Below are 26,898 nucleotides of genomic sequence, written 5' to 3'. Positions count from 1 at the left end.
GCTCCTAAGCTCTATTCTCCGGTAGTTGTTCAGTCTGTTCCAATTGATCCGTATCGAATTTCGGAAACCACACCCGTACACGCGTGCCTGAGCCTGGCTTCGTTACAATTTCCGCTTCCCCACCTAGCTTCTGAGCTCGTTCACGCATCGTAGATAAGCCATAAGCGCCCGCTCTCACCTGTTCATTTCTAAAACCTGCACCATTATCTTCTATAGATAACGAGATTTGACGATCGGTTTCTCCAAGAAACAAGCGAACGCTTTGCGCTTCCGCATGCTTGACTACATTAGCCATTGCTTCTTGGATAATTAGGAAAAGCTGATGTTCCTTGGCTTCCGAGATTCCTCCACGAACTTGGGTCTCAAGCGTTCCCTGAAGGCCATTCTGTCGACAATAATCTGGAAACCAACGTCCTAGCGCTTCCTCCAGCGTTCTTCCCTGGAGCTCCATAGGCCTGAGCTGTGCAATCAACCCACGCATTTGTCGTTGCGCCGAAGATGACATCGCAATCAATTGCTCCATAACCTTCTGCGCATGCTCTTTATCAAGCTCTAATAGCTTTGGTAATGAGGATGCAGACATATGCATAGCAAACAGTTGCTGACTAACCGTGTCATGAAGATCTCTTGCCAAGCGTTTTCTCTCTTCCAATACAGCTGCCTCTTGCGACGATACCTCTTCCATGACTTCCTTCTCCCCTAGCTGCTGAAGAAGCTTGAGGCGAGCTTCTAATTGCCCCATCATCATGTTCATTTCCCGGTACACTCCCGAGAAAGCATCGCCATCTAGCTTCGGTAATCGAGTATTCCAGCTCCCAACGGATACTTGCTTCATCGCGAGTTGTAGCTGATCAATCTTACGCTGAGTGCGTTGTCCCGTTTGATAAGTGATCGCAATCTGCACTATAGCAAGAATCCCCATCCAGCTTAGCCAGGTTTTTAGCTCCGGAACATGATCTGTGAAAATCAGGAGTCCATAATATAAAATTACCATCAACAGTATTGTCGTTATACCTGAATAGATTGACGACGCCCATTTGCTTGTTCGTACCCATTTCACCATTGCCATTGCCTTAGCCTACCTTCGTTACACGAACATCACCGATAAAGCTGCTTACAATTAGAACGACACGTTTATCACTATCCGAATATCGAGGTGTTTCCACTGTCATTTGATTAAATAATCCGCCACGCTTCTGATCCAACACTTTAACATCACCGATCAAAGAGCTAGAGACAACTTGTAGTCCAACTCCAAGATCATTAGGCACGAACACCTTCACATCTCCGATAAAAGAAGACAAATAAATTTTAGTTTCACCCATCGCAATATGGGCTTTCGTAAGGTCCAAAGTCGTATCCCCTATAAACATGGAAATACTCATTGGGCGAAGCTCCCAATAGTCGTTCCCTAAATGAATATCACCGATAAATCGGCTATGGTTGTCCTTGCGAGAGCTCCAATCGTGTCCCTTCCACCAGTCCTTATGCTCATGCCCATGCTTATGCTTCCAATCGTAAGATCGATTAGGATTAGGCCTCCCAGATTGATCTTCTTGTTGGGAGTAGAACTGCTGAGAAGCTTCCGATTGATCATTTGATTTTTTGTTCAGATTAATAGAATTTCGTTGTTCGAATTCATCCAGCTCTGGTGGAGCAGGGGGTGGGCCAGGGGGCATCGGAGGAATCGATGGGTTTATCGGATTCCATTGCTCATCCTTCTCTACTCTTTTAGATTTTGCGGGACCGTTACTTCTGAAAATCATATTGATCCCGAATAAAATAATCGCAATCGGGGCGAGGATACGAATAAAATCCGAGAAACCCCATTGTAACCAATCTAGATTTTTTCCGAGAAAGTAGCAGCCAACTAGAACCGTTACAGAATTCCACCACATCCCACCTGCATGCTGCAGCAACAGACCTTGTAACCCAAATAGAATCAGGAACACAGGCCAGTAGGTTGCGAATAAATCTCCAATATCCATTGTGATAAGCCCGATTTGATTTAATAAAAAAACAACTCCGACTGCCACAACTACCATTCCCCAAAACATCCGGTGTACGGTCGATGATTGCATAGCCTCTTCCTCCAATGAACGCTTATCAAGTCTTTATGTAACTAGTATAACGATACTTCCATAGGATACAACAGCGGCGCGGGTAGTAAATTTCCCTCAGTCTACAGACCGAGGCGAAATAAGCAAAAACATCCCCCCACCTTCCATAAGGATGGCGAGGGAATGTTTTTGTCCTAGACGATTAGAAAAGGTCAAGAAACTGCAATATCAATACCTATAACGCCAAAAACTCCTCCGTCTGCCCGTTGAAGTGGCATAGAGACGGTTAAACATGGCTTTTTCGTAATCGCTGAGACATATACCTCTGACACAAAGGTTTCCCCGTTCATGGCTTTCATCCACCATTCACGTCCTCTTGCATTTAACAATCCCGCCTCAGGCTCCGAATAAACGAAGGAGCCATCACTACGGTTAGACCAAATAGCCTCCACTCCCGCTGTGCGATTAAACCAACCCTTGAGAACTTCACGATGGGCTTCCTCTTCCATTCCGCTCAGATCAGGATCTAAGGCTACGATGCGCAGCAAGTCGGACCATCGAGCCTTATCTACCGCTGCCGCCCCTTCCCACATTTGGCCTCCGGCACTTTGAACGGCAACAACTAATTCATCAGCCGATTCCTTCAGCTCCTCAGATACGCGCCCTAAATTATTGATTTCTACCCTTTGTCGTTTGTTCTGAGCCAAAGTGTCATCTACACTGTCCATAGTCAGCCCAACAGCTTCGACAACATCCTCTAGCATCTTATTCGTAGCAGCCGTTCGATCCGCTTGATTTACCGCAAAGTCCAACGTTCTATTCACATGCTCGTCTACCTTCTGAAAGGAATTAAAGATAACATCCATTTTCTCACGAGTGTTATTCATTTCTTTTAACCCTAGGGCAACAGATTGTTTCTCTCGATCAACAGAGCTCACGACCTCGCGAATCCCTGTCTCGATATGCTGCACAATGCTTGTTGAACGTTTGACGGCTTGTCCGCTTTGTTCAGCCAGCTTCTTAATCTCCTGGGCAACAATTGCAAAGCCTAGTCCATGCTCGCCAGCATGTGCTGCCTCGATAGCGGCATTAAGGGCAAGTAATGAGGTTTGTGCGACGATCTCTTGTATCAATTCATTGATCTCACCGATCTTGGAAGCTTGAGTAATTAATCCATTTACTCGTTCCTCCATCGTTCCATGATTAGTAGACAATTCATTCATAACCTCATCTGTATGGTTGAGAGAGCGGCATACATCAATCACCACTTCTTTCGTTAGTTGGCTTTGTGAGCTTAGATCACTTGTGACATCACGAATTTCCTGAGAAACAGCAGATACTTCCTGCAAGGAAGAAAAGGCTTCTTCTAAACGAATCATTGCGGATTTACTAATCTTGCGAAGATTCTCTTCCTGTTCCGTTGCTCGATTAGCAATACTATCTAACTGACTCATACTAGAGTCCACTTCAGATACAGCCGCTTGAAGACGGTCCGCGATAACGATCGCTTCTTCAATCATATGTCGAAGTGCAGCAGGCGTCGTCGCTTCCTTAGGGAACTTACCCTCACGAGAGATTGCATTCGACTGATCAGGGGGAGAAATTTGAATACTATTCCTTCCCTCACTATAGTTCTTTAACCATCGTTGCCATTGTGCCATCTCTCATCACTCCTAATCTTCATCCCAAGTTAGTGTTAGGTTTCCTAACATTATATACCAGTATTAGACAAAAAGAAAGGGACCCGCTAAGGTCCCTTCCCATCTAATACGTATTTTCGATTAATTATGATTAAGAAGCACGATTAAAATCTAACACAATTATGACACCTGCTTATGTAAATCGTTCTCCATCTTCTACATGAGTCTTTAGTCTTGCTTTCCCACGGTGTATCCTTGCCTTAACAGTTCCGACCGGTAACTGTAATGCTGTCGCAATTTCAGCATCCTTCAATCCATAATAAAACTTATACAGAAGAAGAGTTCTAGTAACAGGATCCAACTGTCCAAGTAAATCCGAAAGCTCCATCATCGATTCTCGACTAAATTCAGACTCCGTAGAAGCAATCTCATCCAGATGATCATAAATACTCTCATGACGTCTTGCACGATTAGCATTCGAAGCTAGGTTATACGCTATTGCCTTTGCCCATGGAATCAGCTTGTCTTTGTGCCTTAAAGTTGATTTCTTCTCTAAAATACGCACCCAAGCTTCCTGTACCACATCACCTGCATCGTTCTTATGCCATAGCTTATAAAGAACGACCTTTAACATCTGCGAATAGAGCTCGCTCAGCACTTCATCTTCTGACCCGAACGATTCCGGAAAATTAGAATCACGAAGGAAGTTCATGTATCTAGCCCCTCCTATAGGGATGGGTATATGAAGCATTTCTCATTCTACCATAAACGAGATAAAAAGAGAATAATGTCCATATGGCAAGGATTTTGCAACACCGTTGTCTGAAACGCTTAAAAAAACCCATAAGCTGTTTTAGCTTATGGGTCATTATGCAAGTCAATTTAGTCTATACGTTTAGAAGCAATTTCCCCACTAATACGGGCAACAAAATCTTCAACGGATTGAGCACCCAAATCCCCTTCGCCACGGCGACGAACGGAAACCGTACCATTCAATGATTCATTTTCCCCAATGACGAGCATATATGGAGTTTTCTCTAGCTGTGCTTCACGAATCTTGTAACCAAGCTTCTCGTTCCGCATGTCTGATTCCACTCGAACACCAGCTCTTTGGAGCTTTTCTTCCACTTCTTTAACATAAGCTTCATAAACCGGACTCACCGGAATCAACTTCGCTTGAACAGGCGACAACCAAAGCGGCAATGCTCCAGCGAAATTCTCCAATAAGAACGCAGTCATACGCTCCATTGTACTGATGATTCCGCGATGAATAACGACTGGACGATGCTTCTTCCCATCATCTCCTGTGTATTCCAGCTGGAAGCGTTCAGGAAGCAATACATCCAGCTGCGCAGTAGACAAAGTCTCTTCTTTGCCTAGTGCAGTTTTAATTTGCACGTCTAGCTTAGGCCCGTAGAATGCAGCCTCGCCTTCTGCTTCGAAGTAAGGTAAACCAAGCTCTTCCACAACTTCACGAAGCATCCGTTGCGAAGTTTCCCACATTTCGTCGTCCGGCCAATACTTTTCAGTATCCTTAGGATCCCGATAAGAAAGACGGAAACGGTAATCTTTAATTCCGAAGTCCTCATACACCTGACGGATCAAGTTAACAACCCGAGTAAACTCTTCCTTAATCTGATCCAGACGACAGAAGATATGAGCATCATTCAATGTCATTGCGCGAACCCGATGTAAGCCTGTTAGCGCTCCAGACATTTCATAACGGTGCATTGTCCCTAGCTCAGCAATCCGGATCGGAAGATCACGGTAGCTCCGCATATCACTCTTGTATATCATCATGTGATGCGGACAGTTCATTGGACGGAGAACCAATTCTTCATTATCCAAAGTCATCATAGGGAACATGTCTTCTTGATAATGCTCCCAGTGGCCAGAAGTTTTATAGAGATCAACATTGGCGAGCACTGGAGTGTACACATGAGAATAGCCCAAGCGTTCCTCAAGATCGACGATGTAGCGCTCCAACGTTTGACGGAGCTTCGCGCCGTACGGCAACCATAATGGCAAGCCTTGACCGACCTCACGTGAGAAGGTAAACATCTTCAGCTCGCGACCCAGTTTACGATGATCCCGTTTTTTGGCTTCCTCTAGGAAATGAAGGTGCTCCTCTAACTCGGTTTTCTTCGCGAATGCTGTTCCGTAAATCCGTTGCAGCATCTTGTTCTTGCTATCCCCGCGCCAGTATGCGCCCGCCACACTAAGCAGCTTGAAAGCTTTGATGCGACCTGTGGAAGGTACATGAGGTCCGCGACAGAGATCAAAAAATTCTCCTTGGTCATAGATTGTGATTGCGACACCTTCAGGCAAGTCACGAATCAATTCAAGCTTCAACGGATCCGCTATTTCTTCAAATATACGAAGCGCCTCTTCACGGCTAACTTCTCTTCTTACGATCGGTAAATTTTCTTTAACAATCTTGTCCATTTCCTTCTCTAGCTTGACCAAATCTTCGGAGGAAATGGATTGCTCCATATCGATGTCATAGTAAAACCCATCCTCAATAACAGGACCAATGCCGAGCTTTACTTTGTCCGCTCCATATACACGCTTGATCGCTTGAGCCAATAAGTGGGCCGTACTATGACGCATAACCTCTAAGCCTTCTGCATTATCAAGCGTCACAATTTCCAAAGCCACATCACTTGTGATAGAAGTATTCACGTCCACCACTTGACCATCCACTTTACCTGCAACTGCAACCTTCTTCAGACCAGGACTGATCGAGAAAGCAATATCTTCGATTGTCACACCAGACTCATAAGTCCGGACCGCGCCATCTGGCAATTTGACTTGAACAGACACTTCGAAATCCTCCTTTTAATTCACTTTCAACTCTCTGGCGCACAAAAAAAACACCTCGTCCCAAAAGGGACGGGTGCTCTGTATGCGGCCCGTGGTTCCACCCTCCATCAACCGGTACATCCGTATCCGATCCTCTGGCATGTAATAACGGTCATGACCCGGCAAAGAATACTATCACGATTAAATCATTCATCGTGGATTCATCTCAGCAGCTCGAAAGGGGTAAATGCGAGTCGGTTTTGGAAGGAACTTGCAGCCTTGGTTCCTCTCTCTGGACCATCCGGTTCTTGCATTGCTGTCTTTCTCAACGCTTCTAAATGTGGATTAATATCGATAATTATAACCACTTAGACATCCTTCAGTCAAGGGAGGCCTGTTAATGTGCCGGTAACTCAGGATATAACGCTGCTCTGTCCCCGAATATTCCAATAATTGTTCGAATGACCTGTGATTCTGGTTCAGTCGTATGGATGTACAGTTGGCGGGGAGAAGCTGCAAGTAATCGGCTCACAACCTGACTTTCTTCTTCCTCCACCTGCTCCCCATGAATTTCATGCACTTCAGCAAGCTGCTGGCTTTCCACTCCAGCCCCAGTAAGCTCCGGATATTGTTGCTCTAGCGGGCGCATATCCTCATCCAGCAATCGAAACGCATGTCCCCCGGAATGGAGTACATGCACAGTAGACGTTCGTGTCTCTTGCCATTCCACCATCGACTTAAGCAGTGCCATGAACTCCTGATATTGTCTTTCCATGAGCCTTTCCTCAATTGCTGTTTCTGCCGCTTCTTGCACCTCAGAACGATAATCATTTAATCGAAAACGTAAAAACCCGTCCAGATGAAGTCTTTCATGATTTTCTAAGTAAAGGGAAAATCGGGAGGTCAACTTTTGCAGCCGATGCTCTCTGCCACGCCCCATCCATGTTTCTCCGAAGTCTGGCTCTCCATCCATTAAAGAAACGGCTTCCGCGATTAACAGATCCGTCTCCACCTCATCTTTAAGACCGAAGCGCATTTGAAATAGGCTTCGAAGCAACGAAGGCTCCTGATCGGATAACGTATACTCTGCAAGCACGCGCCCTACCCTGTCGCAATAATTTTTTTTATCTTGTGGCCCGGGACCTAATGGAAATTGACAACGGATAAACCCATCCTCTCGGCTAAGCTCCCATTGCACACTATCCACAGGATTGTCTGTGCCAATTAAAGTTCGATTTAGCATACCAGCCAGTCGCTCCAACGATGGATGCTCATATTCCACAACAAATTCTACTTTTTTCAACCCCACACCACCTCCAGCCTCCATGCTTGTTACTTACTATATGGTGACCTAAAAGAGGATATACAATGGGCTGTTTGCTCTGGTATATTTTATGAGCTTAATCGCATAAGAAACAACTAAGATAATACAAGCAAGAACGCTCCCCTCGATAGTGAGTGGAGCGTTCTTGCTCGTTGTTCATTGATGTAATTTAATTTTGCATCACATAATCTTTTGCAACCGTATCGTGCTCATTGTAGATTTTAACCATTTCGTATTTCGTATTACGTTGAGCGGGAATTTTACCACATTCGCGAATTAGCTTTAGAATAAGTTCAATGTTAACCTTGTGAGTTGTTCCTGCAGCTGAAACGACATTTTCTTCGATCATCGTGCTACCAAAGTCATTGCAGCCATAGGAGAGTGACAATTTGCCTACTTCAGGTCCCATTGTTACCCACGACGATTGGAAATTATCTATGTTATCGAGCGCTATTCGGCTGATCGCTAATGTTTTCAAATATTCTTCAGGCGTAGCCTTCACGCGCTTCATGTTTGTATTCTCCGGCTGGAATGTCCAAGGGATGAACGCAAGGAAACCTGGGGACGGATAGTTATTGTTCAAGCACTCATCTTGTGCATCACGCACGCGCATCAGATGTAATGCTCTCTCTTCCATCGATTCCCCGAATCCGATGACCATAGTGGCTGTTGAATTCATACCCACTTTATGCGCCGTCGTCATCACGTCCATCCAGTCGCGCCATGATCCCTTCAGACGACTGATCTTTTGCCGAGTCCGGTCATCCAGGATTTCTGCTCCACCACCTGGAAGGGAATCTAACCCAGCTTCATGAAGCTGACGGACAACATCCTCGATCGGGATATTGCCAGCGACCACCTGCATTTTACGGATTTCCGCTGGGGAGAAAGAGTGCATGGTGATCTCAGGGAATTTCTGCTTAATAGCACGAAGCAAATCTAAGTAATAACTGAATGGCAGATCGGGATTCGTTCCACCTTGCATCAGAATCTCAGTTCCACCTACGTCGATTGTTTCCTGGATTTTTTGAAAAATAACTTCATCCGGCAATACATAACCTTCCTTAGACCCCGGAGCACGGTAGAATGCACAAAATCTGCAATATACATCACATACATTCGTATAGTTAATGTTACGCCCAACTACGAAAGTTGTTATTGGCTCGGGATGCTTCCTAAGCATGATCTGGTTTGCCGTATGTCCTAGCTTCTCTATTTCATCGCTTTCATACAAAGCTACGATATCTTCTAATTGTAGTCGCTTTCCCTGTAGAGCCCCATCCAATATTCGATCCACTTGATTCATATCTTAACACTCCTTCTTACGGGACTTTTATTCATTCAAATCGCTTATCTCATCGTATCATAAAAACACCGCAGTAGTCACCTAAGAGGCGACAAGACTGCGGCGAAGTTGGATGCGATCTTTCGTTTCCTTGAACATCTCTCTTTCATGCTCATATAGAAGAACACTTGGTCTGGCAAAATAATAGCCTTGCCCCATCTCAACATCGAGCTTAAATAGAACATCCGCCTCTTCTTCGCTCTCGACACCCTCCGCAACGATCTCGCAATTCATCTCACGAGCCGCCATAACCATCGCGCGTAATAACGATTCCTTAATCGCAATGCGATCAACATGCCTAATTACTGAGCGATCAATCTTAATCAGCTCAGGGACGAGCTCACCGATCCAATGCAAGCTGGAATAACCAGAGCCGGCATCATCAACCGCAAATCGAAATCCATGTTTACGATAATTACGTAGGATATCAATCATCGCGTCCATATCCGTAATCTGATGGCGTTCTGTAATTTCAAAATAGACCTGCTGTGGACTAAGCTGAGGAAACCGCTCTAAGCATTGCAGTACGTGAGTTAGAAATAGAGGATGAGATAATGTAACAGCCGTCACATTCAGAAACACAGGCTCCTTAATTTGCCGCGATGCGACTTCCTCCGTTGCCCGCTTAACAACAAGAAACTCTAACCGACTCAATACTCGGGCTTGCGCAGCGAACTGGAACAGCTCCTCCGGGGAATGCAAGACTGTCCCCTCAGGTCCACGAGTTAAGATTTCCCACCCATACACATCCCCACTAGTTAAATTCATAATGGGCTGAGCCAAGACGGAAATCAAACCTTTATCCAGCATATTTTCTAACTGATTACGTAACTCCTCCATACCTGGAGTGATCAATCCCGTTGCCACTGCCAGGGTAGCTTGGTAGCTTTCGTGAAGGAGCTGCTCTGTACGAATTGCCTTATTTAAGGTAGAGATCGGAACCGAAGCGGTATTTACCCGCAAGCAATTTCTCCATTCTGGGAAACTATCCGCTAAGGCGATTTCTAGATTGCTTTGAATTTTGTCTAATTTATTCTTAAGCCCCACTGGGACTAATAATCCGATATCTTTAGGAAAATGATCTTCAATTAATAACATGAAATTTAACTTATCCAATTGATCGATTGCGATCACTTGCTTGTCTTCAAATAGATTCGTTGCAGATAAGCGCAAATGTTTACGACTGCACTCCTGAAGTCCCGCCCATACTTCTTCTGGAACATCTTGCTGGTGATGGGAAAAATCCAAACGAAATAATATGAAGTAACATTGAGCGCCTCGGCTCATTCGTTTATGCAACAGTGAAACTACAGGACGACGCAAAGTAAATTCCGGTGGAAAATACTTTAAGGAACGATCCGGAAGCATCATCTTGATGACTAGCGAAAACCGGTCGATCAACGTTTGGAAATTCATTTTCCATCATCCTTGTCTCGAATAGGTTGGAATTATTGTAGCATGATTCACGAAACCACAATAGACAAATTCACCAAAAAACCGCAATAATACGGAGTATTTTCGCGGTTTTTCGACGATTTAATTGTTTTTCGACACTAAACCCACAGCTGCTGTGAATTTTTCCAAAGCCTCCACTAACAATGAACGAGGACAAGCAAGATTAATTCGTAAATAGCCTGCGCCTTGTTTACCGAATACAGAGCCTTCAGTAAAGGCTACTCCCGCCTTGTCGAACATAATCTGTTTGAGCTCTTGCGGATTTTCAGAGATTGCTGTACAGTCCATCCAAACCAAGTAAGTGCCTTCCGGCTTGATAACTTTTACTTGTGGCAGCTGCTTTTCTACGAACTCCAGCAATGTATTTAGATTACCCTCGATATATTCGAGCAATTGATCCAGCCATTGTTCACCATAAGTGTAGCTGCTTTCTATTGCCGTCAATCCAAAATAACTTTCCATATGGATAGACAAGGTTTTTAGCAATGCATTATATTTGTTCCTTATCTCTACATTCGGAATAATGACCGATGCTGCCAGTAAACCCGCGAGGTTGAAGGTTTTACTTGGCGCAATGCAGGTAACCGAGTTATTAGCGAATTCTTCCGATATGGAAGCAAAAGGAACATGCTTATGACCGGAAAATACGAGATCATGATGAATCTCATCCGCGACTACAAGAACGTTGTATTTCACACAAATATTCCCAATGCGTTCTAGCTCTTCCCTCTTCCATACACGTCCACCTGGATTGTGCGGGGAGCAGAGTAATAGCATTTTTGCGCCAGCCTTCGCTTGCTGTTCTAATAAGTCAAAATCGATTGTGTAATGACCATCCTCCAAGATTAAAGGGTTGTCCACTACGGTACGACCATTCATCTTGATTACGTCGTAGAAAGGATAATAGACTGGCGATTGCAAAATGATACTGTCACCCGGTTCGGTTAATGCGAGCACCATGAGGCTCAGCGCAGGAACAACACCAAGACTTGAACTAATCCAATCTTGCTCAATTGTCCATCCATGACGTCTGGATAACCAGCCCGTGATCGCATCATAGAACGTTTGTGTCCGCGCCGTATAACCATAAATTCCATGCTCAGCTCTACGGGTTATCGCTTCTACGACTTCTCTTGGTGCTTCGAAATCCATATCAGCTACCCATAAAGGCAAGATGTCTGCTCGACCGAACAGCTTCTCAGACTGATCCCATTTATATGACGCGGTTCCCGTGCGATCGATCCTTTTGTCGAAATCATATTTCATAGTCGTGTCCCCTTCATTCCCCAGTACGTATTATTCTTGATTTATTTTCCGTTGATTTCTCGCTCTGCAGCTTCAATCGCTTGTTTAAGATCATTCATAATATCGTCCACGTGCTCTATCCCCACAGAGAAGCGCAATAACCGGTCATCCACGCCGATAGCCTGACGGATTTCCTCTGGAATATCCGCATGCGTCTGAACAGCTGGATAAGTCATTAAGGATTCCGTCCCGCCTAAGCTTTCCGCGAACGCGATTAACTGAATATGACGAAGAATCGGTTCAATCGTGCGGGCATCCTTCATTTTGAAGGAGAAGATACCAGTGTTACCCGAGGATTGCGAACTCTGTATATCATGCCCAGGATGATGAGGAAGTCCCGGATAATAGACCTCCTCTACCGAAGGATGATTTTTAAGCCACTGAGCAATTTTTGTAGCATTATATTGATGACGCTCCATCCGAAGCGCTAAAGTTTTCATGCCTCTCATTAATAACCAAGAATCCTGTGGCCCAAGCACTGCGCCGATTGAGTTGTGTAGAAAAGCAAGATCTGCGGACAGCTTCTCCCCTTTGGAGACAATGAGCCCTGCGAGAACATCATTATGACCACCCAAGTACTTCGTTGCACTATGTACAACGATATCCGCTCCAAGCTCAATAGGTCGTTGAAAGAATGGCGTGAGCAAAGTGTTATCTACGATCGTCAAGAGCTCTTTCTGCTTGGCGTACGCAGCAACTTTCGCAATATCTGTAACCATCATTAAGGGATTCGTTGGAGTCTCGATAAGAATCGCCTTTGTGTTCGGTTTACGATTAGACTCCAGCGCATCAAGATCGTTCGTATCGATGTATGAAGCTGTCACGCCAAAACGAGACATCACTTGCTCCAGCAGACGGTATGTACCGCCATATAAATCAAGAGATACTAACAGATGATCACCTTGGCTAAATAGGGAGAATACGATTTGTAGAGCGGCCATACCTGAGCTTGTCGCGAACGCTGCATCTCCGCTTTCTAACTCAGCAACAGCGGCTTCTAAGACAGCCCGTGTTGGGCTCTTAGACCGTGAATAATCAAATCCCGTACTTTGTCCCAGACGGGGATGACGGAACGCGGTCGCGTGATAAACCGGAAAGCTAACCGCTCCTGTTTGCGGATCATTTTGTGAACCAATTTGGGCTAACCGACTTTCGATATTCATCTTGTTCAATTGCCTCCCTATCTCAATGTGGTTGAGTTTGCCTTGCCCAATTCAAACGGTGTGGCTTGATAAACATAATAATTCAACCAGTTGGAGAACAGCAGATTAGCATGAGCCCTCCAGGTGGATACCGGCGATTTCGACGGATCGTTATTCGGATAATAATTTTTAGGGACATCGATACGAAGCCCTTTCGCCTTATCGCGATCATATTCCCATTTGAGTGAGTGCGGGTCATACTCGGAATGTCCGGTAACAAAAATTTGTTTACCATCATGCGTAGAAGCGATATATACTCCAGCCTCTTCAGACTCGGACCATATTTCTAAACCTTCAACCTTCTCAATGTCAGATCTTAGCACATCTGTATGACGGGATTGCGGCACATAAAACATTTCATCGAATCCGCGAAGCAATGGCGTATTTGGCTTAGTTATCCCATGCGGGTATACACCAAAAATCTTGTCGGGTAACGTATATTTCGGCACCCCGAAATGATGATACAATCCCGCTTGGGCACCCCAGCAAATATGGAGAGTCGAAGTTACGTTATGAACTGACCAATCCATAATTTCCTTCAACTCATCCCAATAGGTTACTTCCTCGAAGGGAAGATGCTCAACTGGAGCCCCCGTGATAATGAATCCATCATATTTCTCATCTTTAATATCTTCGAACGTTTTATAAAAGCTAGCCAGATGCTCGGCGGAAGTGTTCTTAGACATATGTGTCTTGGGATGGAGGAATACAGCTTCCAGTTGTAACGGTGTGTTCCCAATTAAACGAAGGAGCTGTGTTTCCGTTGTTTCCTTAGTCGGCATTAAATTTAAGATCGCAATTCGCAGAGGGCGAATATCCTGATGGTACGCAATGCTTTCATCCATGACGAAAATGTTCTCTCCAGCAAGAACTTCCTTCGCTGGTAAATTGTCCGGCACTTTGATCGGCAAGTTAATTCCTCCTTTTGTGCAATTAACGCAAATAAAAACGACCCCAAATGAGATAGGGTCGTGTAATGGATCGTACGCGCGCCCCTCTCATCTGTCAGAAACGTCTCCGTTTCCGCAAGATTTAGCACCGTGCGTATAATATCTACGTCGGTTGCCGGGCTTCATAGGGCTAGTCCCTCCGCCTGCTCTTGATAAGATGGCAATTTCTATTCGGTTGTTGGGTAAAACTAACCTTAATGTACCTGAAAATCAGAACTCAGTCAAGATGCGTTTAGCCTAATGTCTTTGTCATATTTTCTCCTTGAAAGGTGTAGGGGGTGAGGATTATACTTAACACGTCAATAGTGAGCAATTATCAACAATCATTCGACTATAAAGGGGGGAGCCGGACATGGAAGGCGATAAACCCAGGCCCAAGGACTATCACATGAAAAAAGCAGGATGGTATTCCGCAGTAAGGACCATTTCTTTGTCCGGCTCCTTCGGCTAAGATTTCTCTTTCCAGTGGAGAGCGTCCTGCATGAACCTGATCGGACATGCAAAGGAGCGAATCCCAATGAAAATTAGATGGGTTAACAATGGTGTATTTACACCAATCGAAAGCATTAATGATACTTTGATTCCGCCAAAGAACGGCTTCTATTGGATAGATGCAGACGTCGATGATCTCATTATCCTTCAGCCCCTGTTTGGTCTGCACGACCTGGCTGTTGAAGACTGTTTAACGGAGGAAGAGCAACGCCCTAAGATTGAACTTTATGAAAATCAATACTTCCTCGTTATTAACAGCATTCGCTTCGATGACGAAGAAATTTTCCTTCGCGCCTTGAATATTTTCCTCGGGCGTCATTATTTAATTACGGTAACCCGTCAGAAGATTAACGAGCTCCGCAGCGTCAAACCCATATTGTGGGAGCTTGAAGTTAACACATCGGACCGATTTCTTTATCATCTTGTCGACATCGTTGTCGACAATTACATTTCCGTTGGAGATCGAATCGAAGCCCGAATCGAAAGCCTTGAAGAAGATATCCTCATGCATACGAAGAAATCCCACCTCACAGAGATCATTGGACTTCGAAGCGAAATTCTGTGGCTTAAAAAAGTTCTCGGACCGCAGCGCGAGCTGATTGCCACGTTGAACAAAAAAGATTTGCGACTGATTGATAATGAGCTACAAAAGTACTTCGGAGACATTCATGAGAATGCAGTTAAAATTTATGAAACCTTCGAAACCTACCGTGATCTCATGGGCAATTTACGCGAAGCTTATCAGTCCAGCGTAGCTAACCGCGCGAATGAAATTATGCGTGTTTTCACAGCCCTAACGACGATCTTCATGCCACTTACATTCATTACCGGAATATACGGAATGAATTTCGATTACATTCCAGGCATGCATTTCGGTTCTGGCTCGGTTGTCTTGATCGCTTGTATGGCCGTGATTGGATTTGGAATGTTCTACTATTTCCGTAAGAAGGATTGGTTGTGACACATACATTGCCCCCATATCATCGATAGCCCGTTTCCGAATTCGGAAACGGGCTATTTCTATTCGGGACCTTAGATCGCCGTTTGATTAACTCTTCGGTGTCTAATCCGCATCATTCGGAGCTTCTCATATTGTCTTTCCACATCTGCCTCGCTCGAGCTGACTTCACCATACACTTTGCGTAGTAATGGCTTTAGATAGCGGTCCCCCAATTGTTGGATGGCCGTCTCAATCTGAAGTGATTCTTCAGAAGTTAACTCCAGCAGCTCTATATCGACTACCGGAAGTACATCATAGCCTTCCTCATCCAAGTGCTCAATTCTCTCCAGCAGCTTACGTCGCGGACATTTCAAGTCCTCTTCCAGTTGCTCGAGTGTACGACCTTCGCGAATCCCATTCAACAGTGATCTCTTATCCTTCACAGACGCGAGTGCTTTGCCGTACTTCTCTTCCTTAATTTGAAACAGCCAAGTAGATAATTGAGCTTCGCTTATCGCAGAGGATACCCAATCATTCAACGGATAGGTATGAGTTCTCTCCACCCCTTGAAGCAATTCAGTAATATCATTACCGTACCGTTCGATTTTAACTTTCCCAAAGCCAGGAATTTGCTCTAATTCTTCAACTGTTTGCGGTAAAAATACAGCCAATAGCTGAAGCTCGCGGTTAGTCGCGATCAGGTACGCTGATTTTTTCTCCTCCACAGCTTTGGCTCTCCGCCATACCCTTAATTCTGCCACTACATTCTCAGCATCCTGCATATCCGCATAGCACTGAAGGAGCTGAGGAGCCTGACGTCGTTCCCAGAATGGCGTTTCGTCTAACATTCCATCAAACAACGGTCGAAAACCATCTCTCATCTTGCACGCTACCCCATGGCGAAAAGCAGCCAATAATTCTTCCCAGCTCATGCCTTCATACCACACATCTTCAACCTCTGAGGACTCGTTCTGAATCGCTCTCCAACCTGCCGTCCATACACCTTGTAGCTCCCCAATAAATACTTGAGCCATTTCCTCCACTTGACCTGTTGCACGTTCGAATTGATTCAGAAATACGACTTGCATCCTGATTCCTCCCTATGCCGCTTTTGCGGCTTAATTTTAGAGCGTTCAAGCCGCATAGCCGGACCAGGAAACACAAAAAAAGCACATCCCGCCGGTCGGCGATGAGGTGCTTCCTCTCGTGCAAACATGAACAATTTCAGATTAACAAAATTATCCACGTTAGGCAAGACCACTTTGTTCATTTATAATAATAGAAGCAGCGACGCCAAGGAGGATTTATCCATGAACATGAAAGATTTCGATTTCTTATCCGATACTACGGAACAAACAACGACGCGTTATGTTACTTTCATCACCCCTAGCTTGAAGCGTTTTGATCTTGCAATCTTATCTACGAATCATTTCTATGGTAAGAAGCTCGTTACAGATATGATGTTCGGAAACAGTGCTGTACTCGGTCCAGATGATCTTGAAGAGGAAGGTGTGCTTGAAAGGGTATTCCGAATTAACGAGGAAGAAGCCACTGAGCTCGCCCAATTCCTCACGCTTGTGCTCGGTGCAGTACACTTTACCGATTAACAAACGATGGAGTCGGACATTCTACTGGAGATTACCTATACCGATAGGAGGTACCCAGTATGGATCCGTTTCGCCTAGAGAGAAAACAGCCCACAACCGATCTTGCGACGGTTGAGTCCCAACGAAATGAACTCCTTCCAGAGGAATTCCCTGAAGGGCCTTATGGCTCCGATATTGTCGCTGTGAATTTAGGCAAAAGCGAGTCTTGGCGTGATGATCAGAAGCCTAAAAGCGCCTTTGCCTATGAAAATCATGAGCTGCACGCCGGATTAGATCGTGGTTATCCTGGGGATTATGATGCTCATAGTGAGAACGACGAAGCTGACCTAAAGTAACCATCAAGTAACCCCTCATCCCCCTATTGGATGAGGGGTTACTTGATTACTTAAAGCGCACACAGCCCGAACATCAAAAATCAAAGTAGTCCTTAGCATTTCGATAACAAATATTTTCTACCATACCACCCAGTAGATCCATATCGTGAGGCACTTCTCCGCGAACAACCCATTCTCCGAGCATATTGCACAGGATTCTGCGGAAATATTCATGTCTTGGATAGGAGAGGAAGCTACGGGAATCCGTCAGCATCCCCACAAATCGGCTAAGGAGTCCCACATTTGCGAGAGCGTTCATCTGCTCCAGCATACCGTCCTTCGTATCGTTGAACCACCACGCCGAGCCTAGCTGAATTTTCCCAGGCCTATTTCCATCTTGAAAACTGCCCATCATCGTACCTAGCACATAATAGTCTTTTGGATTTAACGAATAGAGGATCGTTTTTGGCAGAGAGCCTGTCGCTTCAATACCATCAAGCAGCTTCATTAATGGGTATGCAAGCTGTCCATCATGGATAGAATCATAGCCTGTATCCGGGCCCAGTTGATCAAATCGGCTACTGTTATTATTCCGTGAAGCATGAATATGCAACTGCATCGTCCAGCCTTGTTTCGTGTATTGCTCGCCCAGATGAATTAACGTATAGGTTTTATACTTCTGCTCGTCCTCCAAGCTTAACGTTTGTCCGCTCAGGGCTTTAGAGTAAATGGCCGATACCTCATCAAATGAAGCATCCGCATAATGGACTTGATCAAGGGCATGATCCGAAAGCTTACAGCCTACTTTGGCAAAGTGTTCAATTCTGTTATCTAGGGCAAACAAGAACTGTTCATAACTATCCACCGGTAAAGATGCCGCTTGTGCTAACTTTTTCACCCATGGGACGAAGGTTGTCCGGCGTATCTCCAATCCTTTGTCAGGACGAAATGAAGGAAGAACAAGACAATCGAAATCCGAAAATCCCTTAATCCCTTCATGGAATTCAAGCGTATCCGTTGGATCATCTGTCGTGCAGATTACGCGAACCTGCTGATTCCGAATGAGTTGTCTAACCGAAAATCCTTCAGACTGTAAAATCGCGTTTGCCTTTTCCCAGATCAAAGGTCCATTCTTCTCATTAATCGTCTCTTCAATGCCAAAATATCTTCGAAGCTCCAGATGCGACCAATGGTAGAGTGGGTTACCTAACGTCATAGGTACTGTTTTCACCCAAGCCATAAACCGATCATAATCGCTTACCCCTGGACCACCCGTAACTAGAGGCTCCGGTATACCGTTTGCGCGCATAGCCCGCCACTTGTAATGGTCCCCATAAAGCCATATTTCCGCTAAGTTGCTAAACCGCTTATCCTCGTAAATTTCCTGAGGGTTCAAATGGCAATGATAATCGATGATCGGCTGCTGTGCCGCAAACTCATGATACAATTGTTCAGCTACCGTATTCTGCAGCAAAAAGTTATCATCCATAAAGGTTTTCACTTTAGTGACCCGCTCCTTTAATAAAACTTCTAGACCATCAACGCAGACAGCTTGCCCCGTCCGAATAGAATAGCGCATATAAGGATAATTTAAAGCAAATGAACATTTATTTCTCCGTTTTTCCTGCTAACATTCTTCAATACTCCGCGTATCTTGCTATAATAGTAGGATTGAAAGGAGCTGTTTTGCGTTGACCCTCTTACCCGATATGATGAAATATGGCACCTTTTCAGATCCCTCCTATATCGAATACATGAAGCGGACGGCCCCATTCACTATGCCAACCCACCATTTTCATCCCTACTACGAAATCTATTACCTTCTATCTGGGGAAAGAATCTATTTTGTTAAAGACTCCACCTACAAGGTTATAGCAGGTGACATCGTCTTTATCGATAAGAATGTGGTTCACAAAACTCTCCACTCAGGAAAACCAGAGCATGATAGAATTGTTATTCATATCGATGATCGTTTTTTTACCGAAGCTTTTAAAGCGCATGTCCCGCTTCTGCTTAGACCCTTCCAGCAGCAAAGTCCGATAGTCAGATTGCCCGAGGAACATCGTGAGCATTTGGATCAGCTTATTAAAAGAGTGCTTGAAGAGCTTCATAACAAACCCACCGGGTACGAAATATATCTTAATCAGGCGATTATGGACTTGCTCCTTATTTCATCTCGCTATGTAGCAACCACGGTTCCTTCAGAGCCTGTTTACGAGTCCCCCTTGCATCGTAAAATTTCAGACGTTGTGCGTTACTTAAATGCGAATTACGCCGAACAGATCCGCATCCACGAGCTTGCCGAGCGGTTTTTCATCAGTCCTTACTATTTGAGCCGAACTTTCAAAGAAGTAACAGGCTTCACCATCATTGATTATTTAAATTTAACACGCATCCGAGAAGTACAACATCTACTTAGGGAAAGCAATCTACCGATAACAGCAGTTGCTGCACAGACTGGCTTTGATAACTTCTCCCATTTCGGTAAAACTTTCAAAAAAATAACCCGGACTTCCGCCCGGGATTATCGTAAGATACATCGTTCATCCACTCTACTTTAACATGCAGAGCTAGGGTATTGCTTCACCGGAATGACACGATTTTCTTCGCTATTTGATTGTCCGTCTATATAATCAGGAAACTGCAATTAAACGATTAACTTCTTTAACCAAACTACCAAATTCCAATTCCTCAAATAACGCATTGATCTTAACATGATCCGGTTGCCAGAAGCATTCATCCGGTGAACAGGTAACCGGTGCCTCGCAGTTGATGGTGGCTAGATCGCGGCAAAGATGAAGCATTTCAAGATCTGCTTCAATCTTCGCCTTTACACCCTTAGGCAACTGCTCAAGGTTGTCCAGAATACCTTCAATGGACTCATATTCTACAAGCAGCTTAGTCGCCGTCTTCTCACCGATCCCCTTAACTCCAGGATAGTTATCCGAAGTATCCCCAGTAAGACCTTTCAAATCTATAAACTGCTTAGCAGTCAGCTGCTTCTCTTCTAGTAGCTTCTCCGTATCGTAGACGGCATAGTTGGAAGGTCCCTTTTTCATAATAATGACCTTCACACGCTCTGCAACAAGCTGTAGCATGTCGTGATCTCCGGTCAGCACGCAAACTTCCATATGCTCGCTTAGCTGCTTTGACAAGGTGCCGATACAATCGTCAGCTTCATACCCTGGAAAGCTGATGTTCGGAATATTCAAACCCCTAACGACATCCTTCACCAGGTCAAATTGCGGAATCAGGTCGGCTGGAGCCTCGGGACGATTGCCTTTATAATCTGAAAACTTTTCCGTACGTAAAGTTTTACTCCCCAAATCCCAAGTGCATACAATATGCGTTGGATTAAAGGTTTTGCAAGCATCAAGTAAATATTTTATAAAGCCATACACTGCGTTTGTTGGCAAGCCTGCTTTGGTCTTGCGAATATATCCCCCATAGGAATTGGCGAAATATCCTCGGAATAACAAAGCCATCCCGTCAACTAACATAACTTTTGGTTCAGACATGAATTAATTGCCCCCATTCATTTCGATGGTTGTGCGGTACGGATAAAGTGACCGATCCGCCTAGCGGCTTCTAACAACAGATCTTCGTGTTCGACTAGTGCTAATCTAACGTAACCTTCACCTAACTGACCGAATGCGTTACCTGGAATGGAAGCAACACCTGTTGATGTAAGTAACGACTGTGAGAATGCTCGGGATGACCAGCCTTCAGGAACTGCGGCCCATAAGAACATCGTCGCTTGTGGAGATGGAACAATCCAACCTTGCTCCCGGAGAGCTCTAACGAATACATTCCTGCGTCCCTCATATAAACCAGCAATCGGTTTCGGAGCATGGATATCCATCTCAAGCGCAGCTATTCCAGCTTCCTGTGCTCCTAGGAATACACCAAAATCAATATTGTTCTTTAATGCGCGTAATGAAGTCAGCACTTCCCGATTACCGACAGCGAAGCCAAGTCGTGTACCTGCTAAGTGATAGGATTTAGAAAGGGAATGGAATTCAATCGCGATATCCGAAGCATTGGGTATCTCAAGGACGCTTGGAGGTCGTATACCATCGAATGCCATCTCGCTATATGCATTATCATGAACGAGAAGTACACCGTGCTTACGCGCGGTATAAACCGCTCGTTCGAAGAAATCCAAATCAGCTGTAGCCGATAACGGATTACTTGGGTAATTCAAAATCATAAACTTAACCTTGTCCCAGACTGATTGGGGGATCGCCTCGAAATCAGGCAAATAACCGTTCTCCTCTAGCAAAGGCAATGGAATTGCCTCGACCCCGGCGACAGCTAGTCCTGCTCCGTATACTGGGTATCCCGGATCAGGCAGCAGCGCTGCATCCCCAGGATTACTAATCGCCAGCGGTAAGTGAGCGAGACCATCCTGCGTTCCCATAAGGGATAACACTTCTGTGCGTGGATCAAGCTCAACCTGGAAGCGATGGTAAAACCACTTCGCAACCGTCTGTCTGAATGTAAGAGTGCCTTCGGTTCCTGGATAACGATATAGATCTGGGCGTAAGCAGGCATCTGCCAAAGCCGCACGGAGCGACTCAACGGGAGGCTGATCTGGGCTTCCGATATCGAGATTGATTACAGATAGCCCCTTACCGATCGCTTGTTGTTTCCACCCCGACACTTCGGCGAAGATCGCCGAGCCAAGCCGATCGAGTCGATCAGATCGAAACTGAAGTCTACTCATGAATTGTACCACATCGGACCGAAATCCTGTTCCCGGAAACCAATGGATACTTTATTTCCATTTGTTACGATTGGTCGTTTAATCAGCATGCCGTTGGTGGAAAGCAGTTGTATCTTCTCCTCATCCGTCATGGTCGATAGCTTGTCCTTCAGTCCCATTTCCCGATATACCTCGCCAGATACATTAAACCATTTCCCGATCGCTAATCCACTCAGCGGAATAAGCTTGCTAAGCTCCTCCTCAGTAGGCGGAGTCGTTCTAATATCCTGCAATTCCAATTCATATCCTTGCTGCTTCAATGCTTTGATGGCACTTTTACAAGTACTGCAGGTTGGTAAATGATAAACCTTCAACTGTTCCGCCACGTCATGATTACTCCTTACTATTTATGATCAGATAGCTTGATAACTCTTGTTCCAACTGCTGCATATCATCCGGCAACGCGGCTTCCAGCTTCATATCCTCACCCGTAATTGGATGCTTAAAGCCTAATCGGAATGCATGCAATGCCTGCCGGTTAATGACTGCGGATAACTGCTTGGTCATATCGGACGATAGCCATTTCTCCTCTGAATAATAGTTGTCGCCAATAATCGGACAGCCAATCGAGGTCATATGAACTCTAATCTGATGTGTTCTCCCTGTACCCAATCGAATATTAACCGCACTAGCTTGATTAAGATATGTTTCAGTCACTTTATAGAACGTTTGTGAAGGTGCTCCATCCTCTCGAACAACTCGCCGATGCGGATCCTCTGTCTGCCTACCGATAGGAGCATTAATTTCTCCTTCATTCTCAGGAGGACAGCCATAAACAAAAGTACGATATTCCTTTAGAACCGTTCCTTCCATCATTTGAGCGGATAATTGCTGTTGGGCTAATGAGTGCTTGGCAATGACAACTAAGCCTGATGTATGCTCATCCAATCGATGCACCGGACGAAACCGAATTCGCTCCCCGCGTTCCTGCCAATAATGCATCACCCCATTGGCGAGTGTGTTCAAATAGTGACCTGTAGTCGGATGAACAATAACACCCGCTGGCTTATTTAGTACGAGAAGGTGTTCATCCTCGAAGACGATATCCAAATCCATAGGCTGAGGAAGTATCGTCTCTGAGCTTTCTGTTTCCATGCGCAAACGAATAACGTCCCCCTCGGAAATCTTGTGATTCGGCCATACTTTCTCACCATTCACAGATAGTCCTTCTTCGGAAGATTTCAAGCGCACCATTAGTCTTCGTGAGATCCCAATTCGCTTTCGAAGAATATCCCTTAATTGACGTCCTTCATCGGAAGCATTGGCGATAAATTCTATTGGAGCATAGTAGCTAGTGCTACTAGTATCTTCAGATGTCATGGGTTAAGACCTCCGGTGAAACACATCCGCGCTTCGCTCATACTCCACATCAAGTAGCTCAAGACGGGCATTCGCCGCGCGAGCCATTGTGAACAATAAATCGGACAGACGATTTAAGTATTTACGCACTTCATCCGGACAAGCTTGCTCCCCTGATAGGGTCACGACTCTTCTTTCCGCACGGCGACACACCGTTCTACACACATGCAGTAAAGATGCTGCTTCGCTACCGCCCGGCAATATAAACTTCGTAATCGGTGGCGTCTGTGCCTCATACAGATCGATCCAGCTTTCCAGACGTTCCGTCATCTCAGCCGTAACCTTCATCTTCTGAGGATCTGGAATGGCATAACAAAGGTCTGAGCCACAATCAAACAATTCATGCTGAATAATCGTAAGATGCTCCTGAAAATCCTTCCAATCGGCGGTCGTTTCTCTAGCGAGCACCGATCCCACTTGTCCAACAAAGCAATTCAATTCATCTATTGTTCCGTAAGCTTCTACACGGTTATCATCCTTCATCACGCGTGCGCCAATGACAGATGTCTTTCCTTCATCACCGGTCCGAGTATATATTTTCATCGGTTACCTTCCCCCTCTTCAATCGATAGCCCTTCACTTCAGTTGCCATTCCGGCCGTCATTCGGTATAGGGTAGTACTTATATCCAACAGCTTTCGGTTCGCAGATGCCAGCCTGAATGCATATCCCTGTTCTTGCAAGCTCATCGATAATCCTGCAGTAATATCCTCCGTAACGACAATCATCTTTCCTTGAAAAGAAGTAATAGACGCGATCACTTCCTGCCACGCCGCATCGATCCGAGCTTCCTCATCCGGATTATCCGCCTCTGCTCGATGATACATACACCGAAGCCAACCAGATAAGCTATCTAGAACGATAACACGACGATCCGCTCGGAAAATATTAGATTCCAAATTGATCGCATTCAGCTTATTCGCCAAAGTATCATCCGCATCCATAAATACCCAAGGAAAATGTTCGCGGCCATCCTTGTCCTCTTGTTGATCTAAAGTATTCCACTGAGGAAAGGAAGGACAAGACAACCGAATACCTTCGCGACCTACAGAACGGGCCAGTTCATCGGCAAAAGCCGATTTGCCACTGCAGATTCCTCCGGTAATTAACCAAAGCATTGCTCGCCCTCCCCTCTTCCTATCGTATGATAAATATAGCATAAACACGATAACAAAAAAGAGGCCGGTGAACGTATCACCGAACCTCCTCCCGACTTACGTGAACCTGCTTCATATATTCGTTGATTTTCAGATCCAGCTGTCGGCTTAGCTCCATGACTGAATCGGCAACAAATGAATGCTCTTGTAGGAAAGTTTTAGTCATTGCCATACGTAATCTATCGATTTCTTCCACCAAATCCGTCACCTGGTTCGGATAATTAGAGATGTCGAGTGCATCGGCATTCAACGACGACATGGATATTGAATTATGTTCTGCCGTGGCCATGTACATTCCCCTTCTCCTGACGAAAATCGAAGCTTAGCGGGTTGAAACCATGGTTATTATAGCAAAACATTTAATCATTGAACATCTTTTTTGAACATTTTCAATTTTTATCCAAATTTCTAAGGAATACATGAATTCGTTCAAGAGCCTCTGTCAGTTGAGTAACTGAAGTCGCATAGCAGCAGCGAAGGAACCCTTCCCCACCTTTACCAAATACATGACCAGGAACCGCGGCCACTTTTCCATCGAGAAGCAACTTCTCGGCAAATTGCGCTGAGGTAAGCCCTGTCGACTTAATGGAAGGAAACGCATAAAATGCGCCTTGTGGCTCATGGCATTCCAATCCCATGTCACGGAAGCCTTGCACGACTAAACGGCGTCTTTGATTATAAGATTCCATCATTCGATCCTTCTCTTCCAAGCCGCCTTGAGTCAAGGCTTCCAATGCAGCAACCTGCCCCATAGTCGATGCGCACATAATCGTGTATTGGTGGATTTTGAGCATCGCGCTAATCAGATCTGGATGACCACATGCATATCCCATCCGCCAACCTGTCATCGCAAACGCTTTAGAGAAGCCACTTACCAAAATCGTACGATCCTTCATCCCTGGTAAAGCTGCGAAGCTCGTATGAACACCATTAAAAGTCAGCTCTGCATAAATTTCATCGGAGATTACGATCAAATCGTTTTCTTCGACAATTTTTGCGATTGGCAGCATTTCTTCATAGGTCATAATCGCTCCCGTTGGATTACTTGGGTAGCAAAGCACAAGGATTTTGGATTTCGGAGTGATTGCCGCCTGCAAGCTTGCCGCAGTTAACTTGAACTCATCCTCTGCGAATGTCTCGATCCCCACTGATACGCCACCACTTAATGATGTAATCGGTGAATACGAAATATAACTCGGTTCCGGTACGAGGATCTCATCGCCAGGCTCGATCAAGGCACGCAACGCAAGGTCGATTCCTTCACTGCCTCCTACTGTAACGATCATTTCGTTAGCTGGATCGTAGGTAAGATGAAATTGATTATATAAGTACTGCCCAATTGCTTCGCGTAGCTCTATCATCCCTGCGTTAGGCGTATACTGTGTTTTCCCTTTCTCAAGAGAATACACAGCAGCATCCCTTACCCGCCAAGGGGTCACGAAGTCAGGCTCACCAACCCCCAGAGAGATGATGTCTTTATCTTTGCTGGCACTAACCAGATCAAAGAAGCGTCGGATTCCCGACGGTGGAATCGCACGCGCATGCGCGGCTAAATAATGCTGCATTCCGCCGCTATGTGTTTTTTCATTCTGCTGAATTTGCGGCTTTTCCTCATCTTTTATCATGGGGCATTCGCTTCCTTTTCAATTAACTACAATATTATGGAGATACGAGCAGACGGTGATCATCTTCGAATTCTTCAAAAATAATGCCGTTCTGTTTGTATTTTTTTAGAATAAAGAAACTTTTCGTCGAGATAACGGATTCTATCGTGGATAACTTATTAGAGACAAAGGAGGCAACCTCTTTCAGATTTTTCCCTTCAATCTCAACGAGTAAATCATAGGCTCCTGACATCAAATATACCGACTTCACTTCCGGATATAAATAAATGCGTTCCGCGATGTTCTCAAAGCCGCGGCCTCTCTCAGGCGTACATTCGACCTCAATAAGTGCTGTTACTTTCTCATCGTCTACCTTGCTCCAGTTAACAATAGCCGCATACTTAACGATGACATGATCCTGCTCCATTTCCGCTATTGCGGCGGAAACGTCCTCTTGTTCTGCCCCTAACATCGTAGCAATTGTTGCAGCAGACAATCGGGCGTCTTCCTTGAGCAGATCCAAGATGCTTAATTTGAATTCGTTCATCATGATCCCTCCTGAATTACTCTTCATCATA

General features: G+C 45.1%; 26 protein-coding genes and 1 riboswitch. Of the genes, 4 read left to right on the top strand and 22 right to left on the bottom strand.

The window, feature by feature from the left end; genetic code table 11:
• Positions 1-4: 4 nt before the first annotated feature.
• The 11 genes from M1K58_RS20975 to metA form a co-directional block, all read right to left on the bottom strand.
• Positions 5-1,069 carry a sensor histidine kinase gene (locus tag M1K58_RS20975; protein ID WP_256760837.1) on the bottom strand — a complete coding sequence of 355 codons (1,065 nt, stop codon included), beginning with the start codon at positions 1,067-1,069 and terminating at the stop codon, positions 5-7.
• Positions 1,070-1,073: 4 nt separating this feature from the next.
• Positions 1,074-2,081 (bottom strand): cell wall-active antibiotics response protein LiaF, encoded by a 1,008-nt coding sequence (liaF, locus tag M1K58_RS20970; protein ID WP_256760836.1) that lies wholly within the window; start codon positions 2,079-2,081, stop codon positions 1,074-1,076.
• A 191-nt stretch (positions 2,082-2,272) separates the two neighbouring features.
• Positions 2,273-3,721: a methyl-accepting chemotaxis protein gene (locus M1K58_RS20965; RefSeq protein WP_256760835.1), complete on the bottom strand. Its 1,449-nt coding sequence runs from the start codon at positions 3,719-3,721 to the stop codon at positions 2,273-2,275.
• A 172-nt stretch (positions 3,722-3,893) separates the two neighbouring features.
• Complete coding sequence (locus M1K58_RS20960) at positions 3,894-4,412, bottom strand: RNA polymerase sigma factor (protein WP_256760834.1); 519 nt, start codon at positions 4,410-4,412, stop codon at positions 3,894-3,896.
• A gap of 170 nt (positions 4,413-4,582) precedes the next feature.
• Positions 4,583-6,523, bottom strand: a complete 1,941-nt coding sequence (gene thrS / locus M1K58_RS20955; protein WP_256760833.1) for a threonine--tRNA ligase — start codon at positions 6,521-6,523, stop codon at positions 4,583-4,585.
• A gap of 376 nt (positions 6,524-6,899) precedes the next feature.
• Entirely contained in the window at positions 6,900-7,805 is a 906-nt protein-coding gene (locus M1K58_RS20950; protein WP_256760832.1) for a putative sporulation protein YtxC, read from the bottom strand.
• Positions 7,806-7,995: 190 nt separating this feature from the next.
• Positions 7,996-9,132: a cyclic dehypoxanthinyl futalosine synthase gene (mqnC, locus tag M1K58_RS20945; protein WP_256760831.1), complete on the bottom strand. Its 1,137-nt coding sequence runs from the start codon at positions 9,130-9,132 to the stop codon at positions 7,996-7,998.
• Positions 9,133-9,213: 81 nt separating this feature from the next.
• A complete protein-coding gene (locus M1K58_RS20940) occupies positions 9,214-10,587 on the bottom strand; it encodes an EAL domain-containing protein (RefSeq protein ID WP_256760830.1) in 1,374 nt (457 codons plus the stop codon).
• 120 nt (positions 10,588-10,707) lie between these two features.
• Positions 10,708-11,892 carry a MalY/PatB family protein gene (locus M1K58_RS20935; RefSeq protein WP_256760829.1) on the bottom strand — a complete coding sequence of 395 codons (1,185 nt, stop codon included), beginning with the start codon at positions 11,890-11,892 and terminating at the stop codon, positions 10,708-10,710.
• Between the two features lie 41 nt (positions 11,893-11,933).
• Complete coding sequence (locus M1K58_RS20930; protein ID WP_256760828.1) at positions 11,934-13,094, bottom strand: PLP-dependent transferase; 1,161 nt, start codon at positions 13,092-13,094, stop codon at positions 11,934-11,936.
• Between the two features lie 17 nt (positions 13,095-13,111).
• Complete coding sequence (gene metA, locus M1K58_RS20925) at positions 13,112-14,044, bottom strand: homoserine O-acetyltransferase MetA (RefSeq protein ID WP_256760827.1); 933 nt, start codon at positions 14,042-14,044, stop codon at positions 13,112-13,114.
• An 84-nt stretch (positions 14,045-14,128) separates the two neighbouring features.
• Positions 14,129-14,242: riboswitch (SAM riboswitch) on the bottom strand.
• Between the two features lie 358 nt (positions 14,243-14,600).
• Between metA and corA the strand changes: the two genes are divergently transcribed.
• Entirely contained in the window at positions 14,601-15,536 is a 936-nt protein-coding gene (corA, locus tag M1K58_RS20920; RefSeq protein WP_256760826.1) for a magnesium/cobalt transporter CorA, read from the top strand.
• Positions 15,537-15,607: 71 nt separating this feature from the next.
• Here corA and M1K58_RS20915 read toward each other — a convergent pair whose 3' ends face one another.
• Complete coding sequence (locus M1K58_RS20915; RefSeq protein ID WP_256760825.1) at positions 15,608-16,603, bottom strand: HRDC domain-containing protein; 996 nt, start codon at positions 16,601-16,603, stop codon at positions 15,608-15,610.
• A gap of 222 nt (positions 16,604-16,825) precedes the next feature.
• On the opposite strand from M1K58_RS20915, the gene M1K58_RS20910 reads away from it, so the two are divergent.
• Entirely contained in the window at positions 16,826-17,122 is a 297-nt protein-coding gene (locus M1K58_RS20910; RefSeq protein WP_256760824.1) for a DUF3055 domain-containing protein, read from the top strand.
• Positions 17,123-17,181: 59 nt separating this feature from the next.
• A complete protein-coding gene (locus tag M1K58_RS20905; RefSeq protein WP_256760823.1) occupies positions 17,182-17,457 on the top strand; it encodes a hypothetical protein in 276 nt (91 codons plus the stop codon).
• 73 nt (positions 17,458-17,530) lie between these two features.
• On the opposite strand, the gene uxaC is transcribed toward M1K58_RS20905, so the two are convergent.
• The gene (uxaC, locus tag M1K58_RS20900) at positions 17,531-18,937 is read right to left on the bottom strand and encodes a glucuronate isomerase (protein WP_256760822.1); all 1,407 of its coding nucleotides are present in this window, start codon (positions 18,935-18,937) and stop codon (positions 17,531-17,533) included.
• A gap of 190 nt (positions 18,938-19,127) precedes the next feature.
• On the opposite strand from uxaC, the gene M1K58_RS20895 reads away from it, so the two are divergent.
• Positions 19,128-19,997 (top strand): AraC family transcriptional regulator, encoded by an 870-nt coding sequence (locus tag M1K58_RS20895; RefSeq protein WP_256760821.1) that lies wholly within the window; start codon positions 19,128-19,130, stop codon positions 19,995-19,997.
• Positions 19,998-20,069: 72 nt separating this feature from the next.
• On the opposite strand, the gene M1K58_RS20890 is transcribed toward M1K58_RS20895, so the two are convergent.
• The 9 genes from M1K58_RS20890 to M1K58_RS20850 form a co-directional block, all read right to left on the bottom strand.
• A complete protein-coding gene (locus M1K58_RS20890) occupies positions 20,070-20,954 on the bottom strand; it encodes a 5'-3' exonuclease (protein WP_256760820.1) in 885 nt (294 codons plus the stop codon).
• 17 nt (positions 20,955-20,971) lie between these two features.
• The gene (locus M1K58_RS20885; protein WP_256760819.1) at positions 20,972-22,162 is read right to left on the bottom strand and encodes an aminotransferase class I/II-fold pyridoxal phosphate-dependent enzyme; all 1,191 of its coding nucleotides are present in this window, start codon (positions 22,160-22,162) and stop codon (positions 20,972-20,974) included.
• Positions 22,159-22,527, bottom strand: coding sequence for an arsenate reductase family protein (locus tag M1K58_RS20880; protein ID WP_256760818.1), 369 nt, complete (start codon positions 22,525-22,527; stop codon positions 22,159-22,161). The genes M1K58_RS20885 and M1K58_RS20880 overlap by 4 nt, the downstream gene beginning before the upstream one ends.
• Positions 22,528-22,534: 7 nt before the next feature.
• Positions 22,535-23,521, bottom strand: coding sequence for an RluA family pseudouridine synthase (locus M1K58_RS20875; protein ID WP_256760817.1), 987 nt, complete (start codon positions 23,519-23,521; stop codon positions 22,535-22,537).
• 3 nt (positions 23,522-23,524) lie between these two features.
• Complete coding sequence (locus M1K58_RS20870; protein WP_256760816.1) at positions 23,525-24,103, bottom strand: cob(I)yrinic acid a,c-diamide adenosyltransferase; 579 nt, start codon at positions 24,101-24,103, stop codon at positions 23,525-23,527.
• A complete protein-coding gene (locus M1K58_RS20865; protein ID WP_256760815.1) occupies positions 24,078-24,677 on the bottom strand; it encodes a bifunctional adenosylcobinamide kinase/adenosylcobinamide-phosphate guanylyltransferase in 600 nt (199 codons plus the stop codon). The genes M1K58_RS20870 and M1K58_RS20865 overlap by 26 nt, the downstream gene beginning before the upstream one ends.
• A 76-nt stretch (positions 24,678-24,753) precedes the next feature.
• On the bottom strand, positions 24,754-25,011 hold the full coding sequence (locus tag M1K58_RS20860) for an aspartyl-phosphate phosphatase Spo0E family protein (RefSeq protein WP_256760814.1): 258 nt from the start codon (positions 25,009-25,011) through the stop codon (positions 24,754-24,756).
• Positions 25,012-25,105: 94 nt separating this feature from the next.
• The gene (locus tag M1K58_RS20855) at positions 25,106-26,341 is read right to left on the bottom strand and encodes an aminotransferase class I/II-fold pyridoxal phosphate-dependent enzyme (protein ID WP_306220609.1); all 1,236 of its coding nucleotides are present in this window, start codon (positions 26,339-26,341) and stop codon (positions 25,106-25,108) included.
• 34 nt (positions 26,342-26,375) lie between these two features.
• Complete coding sequence (locus M1K58_RS20850; protein WP_256760996.1) at positions 26,376-26,867, bottom strand: Lrp/AsnC family transcriptional regulator; 492 nt, start codon at positions 26,865-26,867, stop codon at positions 26,376-26,378.
• Between the last annotated feature and the right edge of the window lie 31 nt (positions 26,868-26,898).

The sequence above is a fragment of the Cohnella sp. WQ 127256 genome, from assembly GCF_024519285.1.
In the GTDB taxonomy this organism is placed as follows: domain Bacteria; phylum Bacillota; class Bacilli; order Paenibacillales; family Paenibacillaceae; genus Cohnella.
Note: the sequence above shows the minus strand (reverse complement) of the source record. Positions and strands in the feature narration are given on the sequence as shown.

What these genes read in the sequence shown, in the direction of transcription:
- M1K58_RS20855 (WP_306220609.1), bottom strand. Translation starts at nt 26,341, where the DNA reads ATGATAAAAGATGAGGAAAAGCCGCAAATTCAGCAGAATGAAAAAACA.
- M1K58_RS20910 (WP_256760824.1), top strand. Translation starts at nt 16,826, where the DNA reads ATGAACATGAAAGATTTCGATTTCTTATCCGATACTACGGAACAAACA.
- M1K58_RS20915 (WP_256760825.1), bottom strand. Translation starts at nt 16,603, where the DNA reads ATGCAAGTCGTATTTCTGAATCAATTCGAACGTGCAACAGGTCAAGTG.
- M1K58_RS20935 (WP_256760829.1), bottom strand. Translation starts at nt 11,892, where the DNA reads ATGAAATATGATTTCGACAAAAGGATCGATCGCACGGGAACCGCGTCA.
- M1K58_RS20965 (WP_256760835.1), bottom strand. Translation starts at nt 3,721, where the DNA reads ATGGCACAATGGCAACGATGGTTAAAGAACTATAGTGAGGGAAGGAAT.
- M1K58_RS20975 (WP_256760837.1), bottom strand. Translation starts at nt 1,069, where the DNA reads ATGGCAATGGTGAAATGGGTACGAACAAGCAAATGGGCGTCGTCAATC.
- M1K58_RS20960 (WP_256760834.1), bottom strand. Translation starts at nt 4,412, where the DNA reads ATGAACTTCCTTCGTGATTCTAATTTTCCGGAATCGTTCGGGTCAGAA.
- M1K58_RS20940 (WP_256760830.1), bottom strand. Translation starts at nt 10,587, where the DNA reads ATGAATTTCCAAACGTTGATCGACCGGTTTTCGCTAGTCATCAAGATG.
- M1K58_RS20865 (WP_256760815.1), bottom strand. Translation starts at nt 24,677, where the DNA reads ATGCTTTGGTTAATTACCGGAGGAATCTGCAGTGGCAAATCGGCTTTT.
- M1K58_RS20860 (WP_256760814.1), bottom strand. Translation starts at nt 25,011, where the DNA reads ATGTACATGGCCACGGCAGAACATAATTCAATATCCATGTCGTCGTTG.
- M1K58_RS20875 (WP_256760817.1), bottom strand. Translation starts at nt 23,521, where the DNA reads ATGACATCTGAAGATACTAGTAGCACTAGCTACTATGCTCCAATAGAA.
- M1K58_RS20850 (WP_256760996.1), bottom strand. Translation starts at nt 26,867, where the DNA reads ATGAACGAATTCAAATTAAGCATCTTGGATCTGCTCAAGGAAGACGCC.
- mqnC (WP_256760831.1), bottom strand. Translation starts at nt 9,132, where the DNA reads ATGAATCAAGTGGATCGAATATTGGATGGGGCTCTACAGGGAAAGCGA.
- corA (WP_256760826.1), top strand. Translation starts at nt 14,601, where the DNA reads ATGAAAATTAGATGGGTTAACAATGGTGTATTTACACCAATCGAAAGC.
- M1K58_RS20890 (WP_256760820.1), bottom strand. Translation starts at nt 20,954, where the DNA reads ATGTCTGAACCAAAAGTTATGTTAGTTGACGGGATGGCTTTGTTATTC.
- M1K58_RS20930 (WP_256760828.1), bottom strand. Translation starts at nt 13,094, where the DNA reads ATGAATATCGAAAGTCGGTTAGCCCAAATTGGTTCACAAAATGATCCG.
- M1K58_RS20870 (WP_256760816.1), bottom strand. Translation starts at nt 24,103, where the DNA reads ATGAAAATATATACTCGGACCGGTGATGAAGGAAAGACATCTGTCATT.
- M1K58_RS20885 (WP_256760819.1), bottom strand. Translation starts at nt 22,162, where the DNA reads ATGAGTAGACTTCAGTTTCGATCTGATCGACTCGATCGGCTTGGCTCG.
- liaF (WP_256760836.1), bottom strand. Translation starts at nt 2,081, where the DNA reads ATGCAATCATCGACCGTACACCGGATGTTTTGGGGAATGGTAGTTGTG.
- M1K58_RS20905 (WP_256760823.1), top strand. Translation starts at nt 17,182, where the DNA reads ATGGATCCGTTTCGCCTAGAGAGAAAACAGCCCACAACCGATCTTGCG.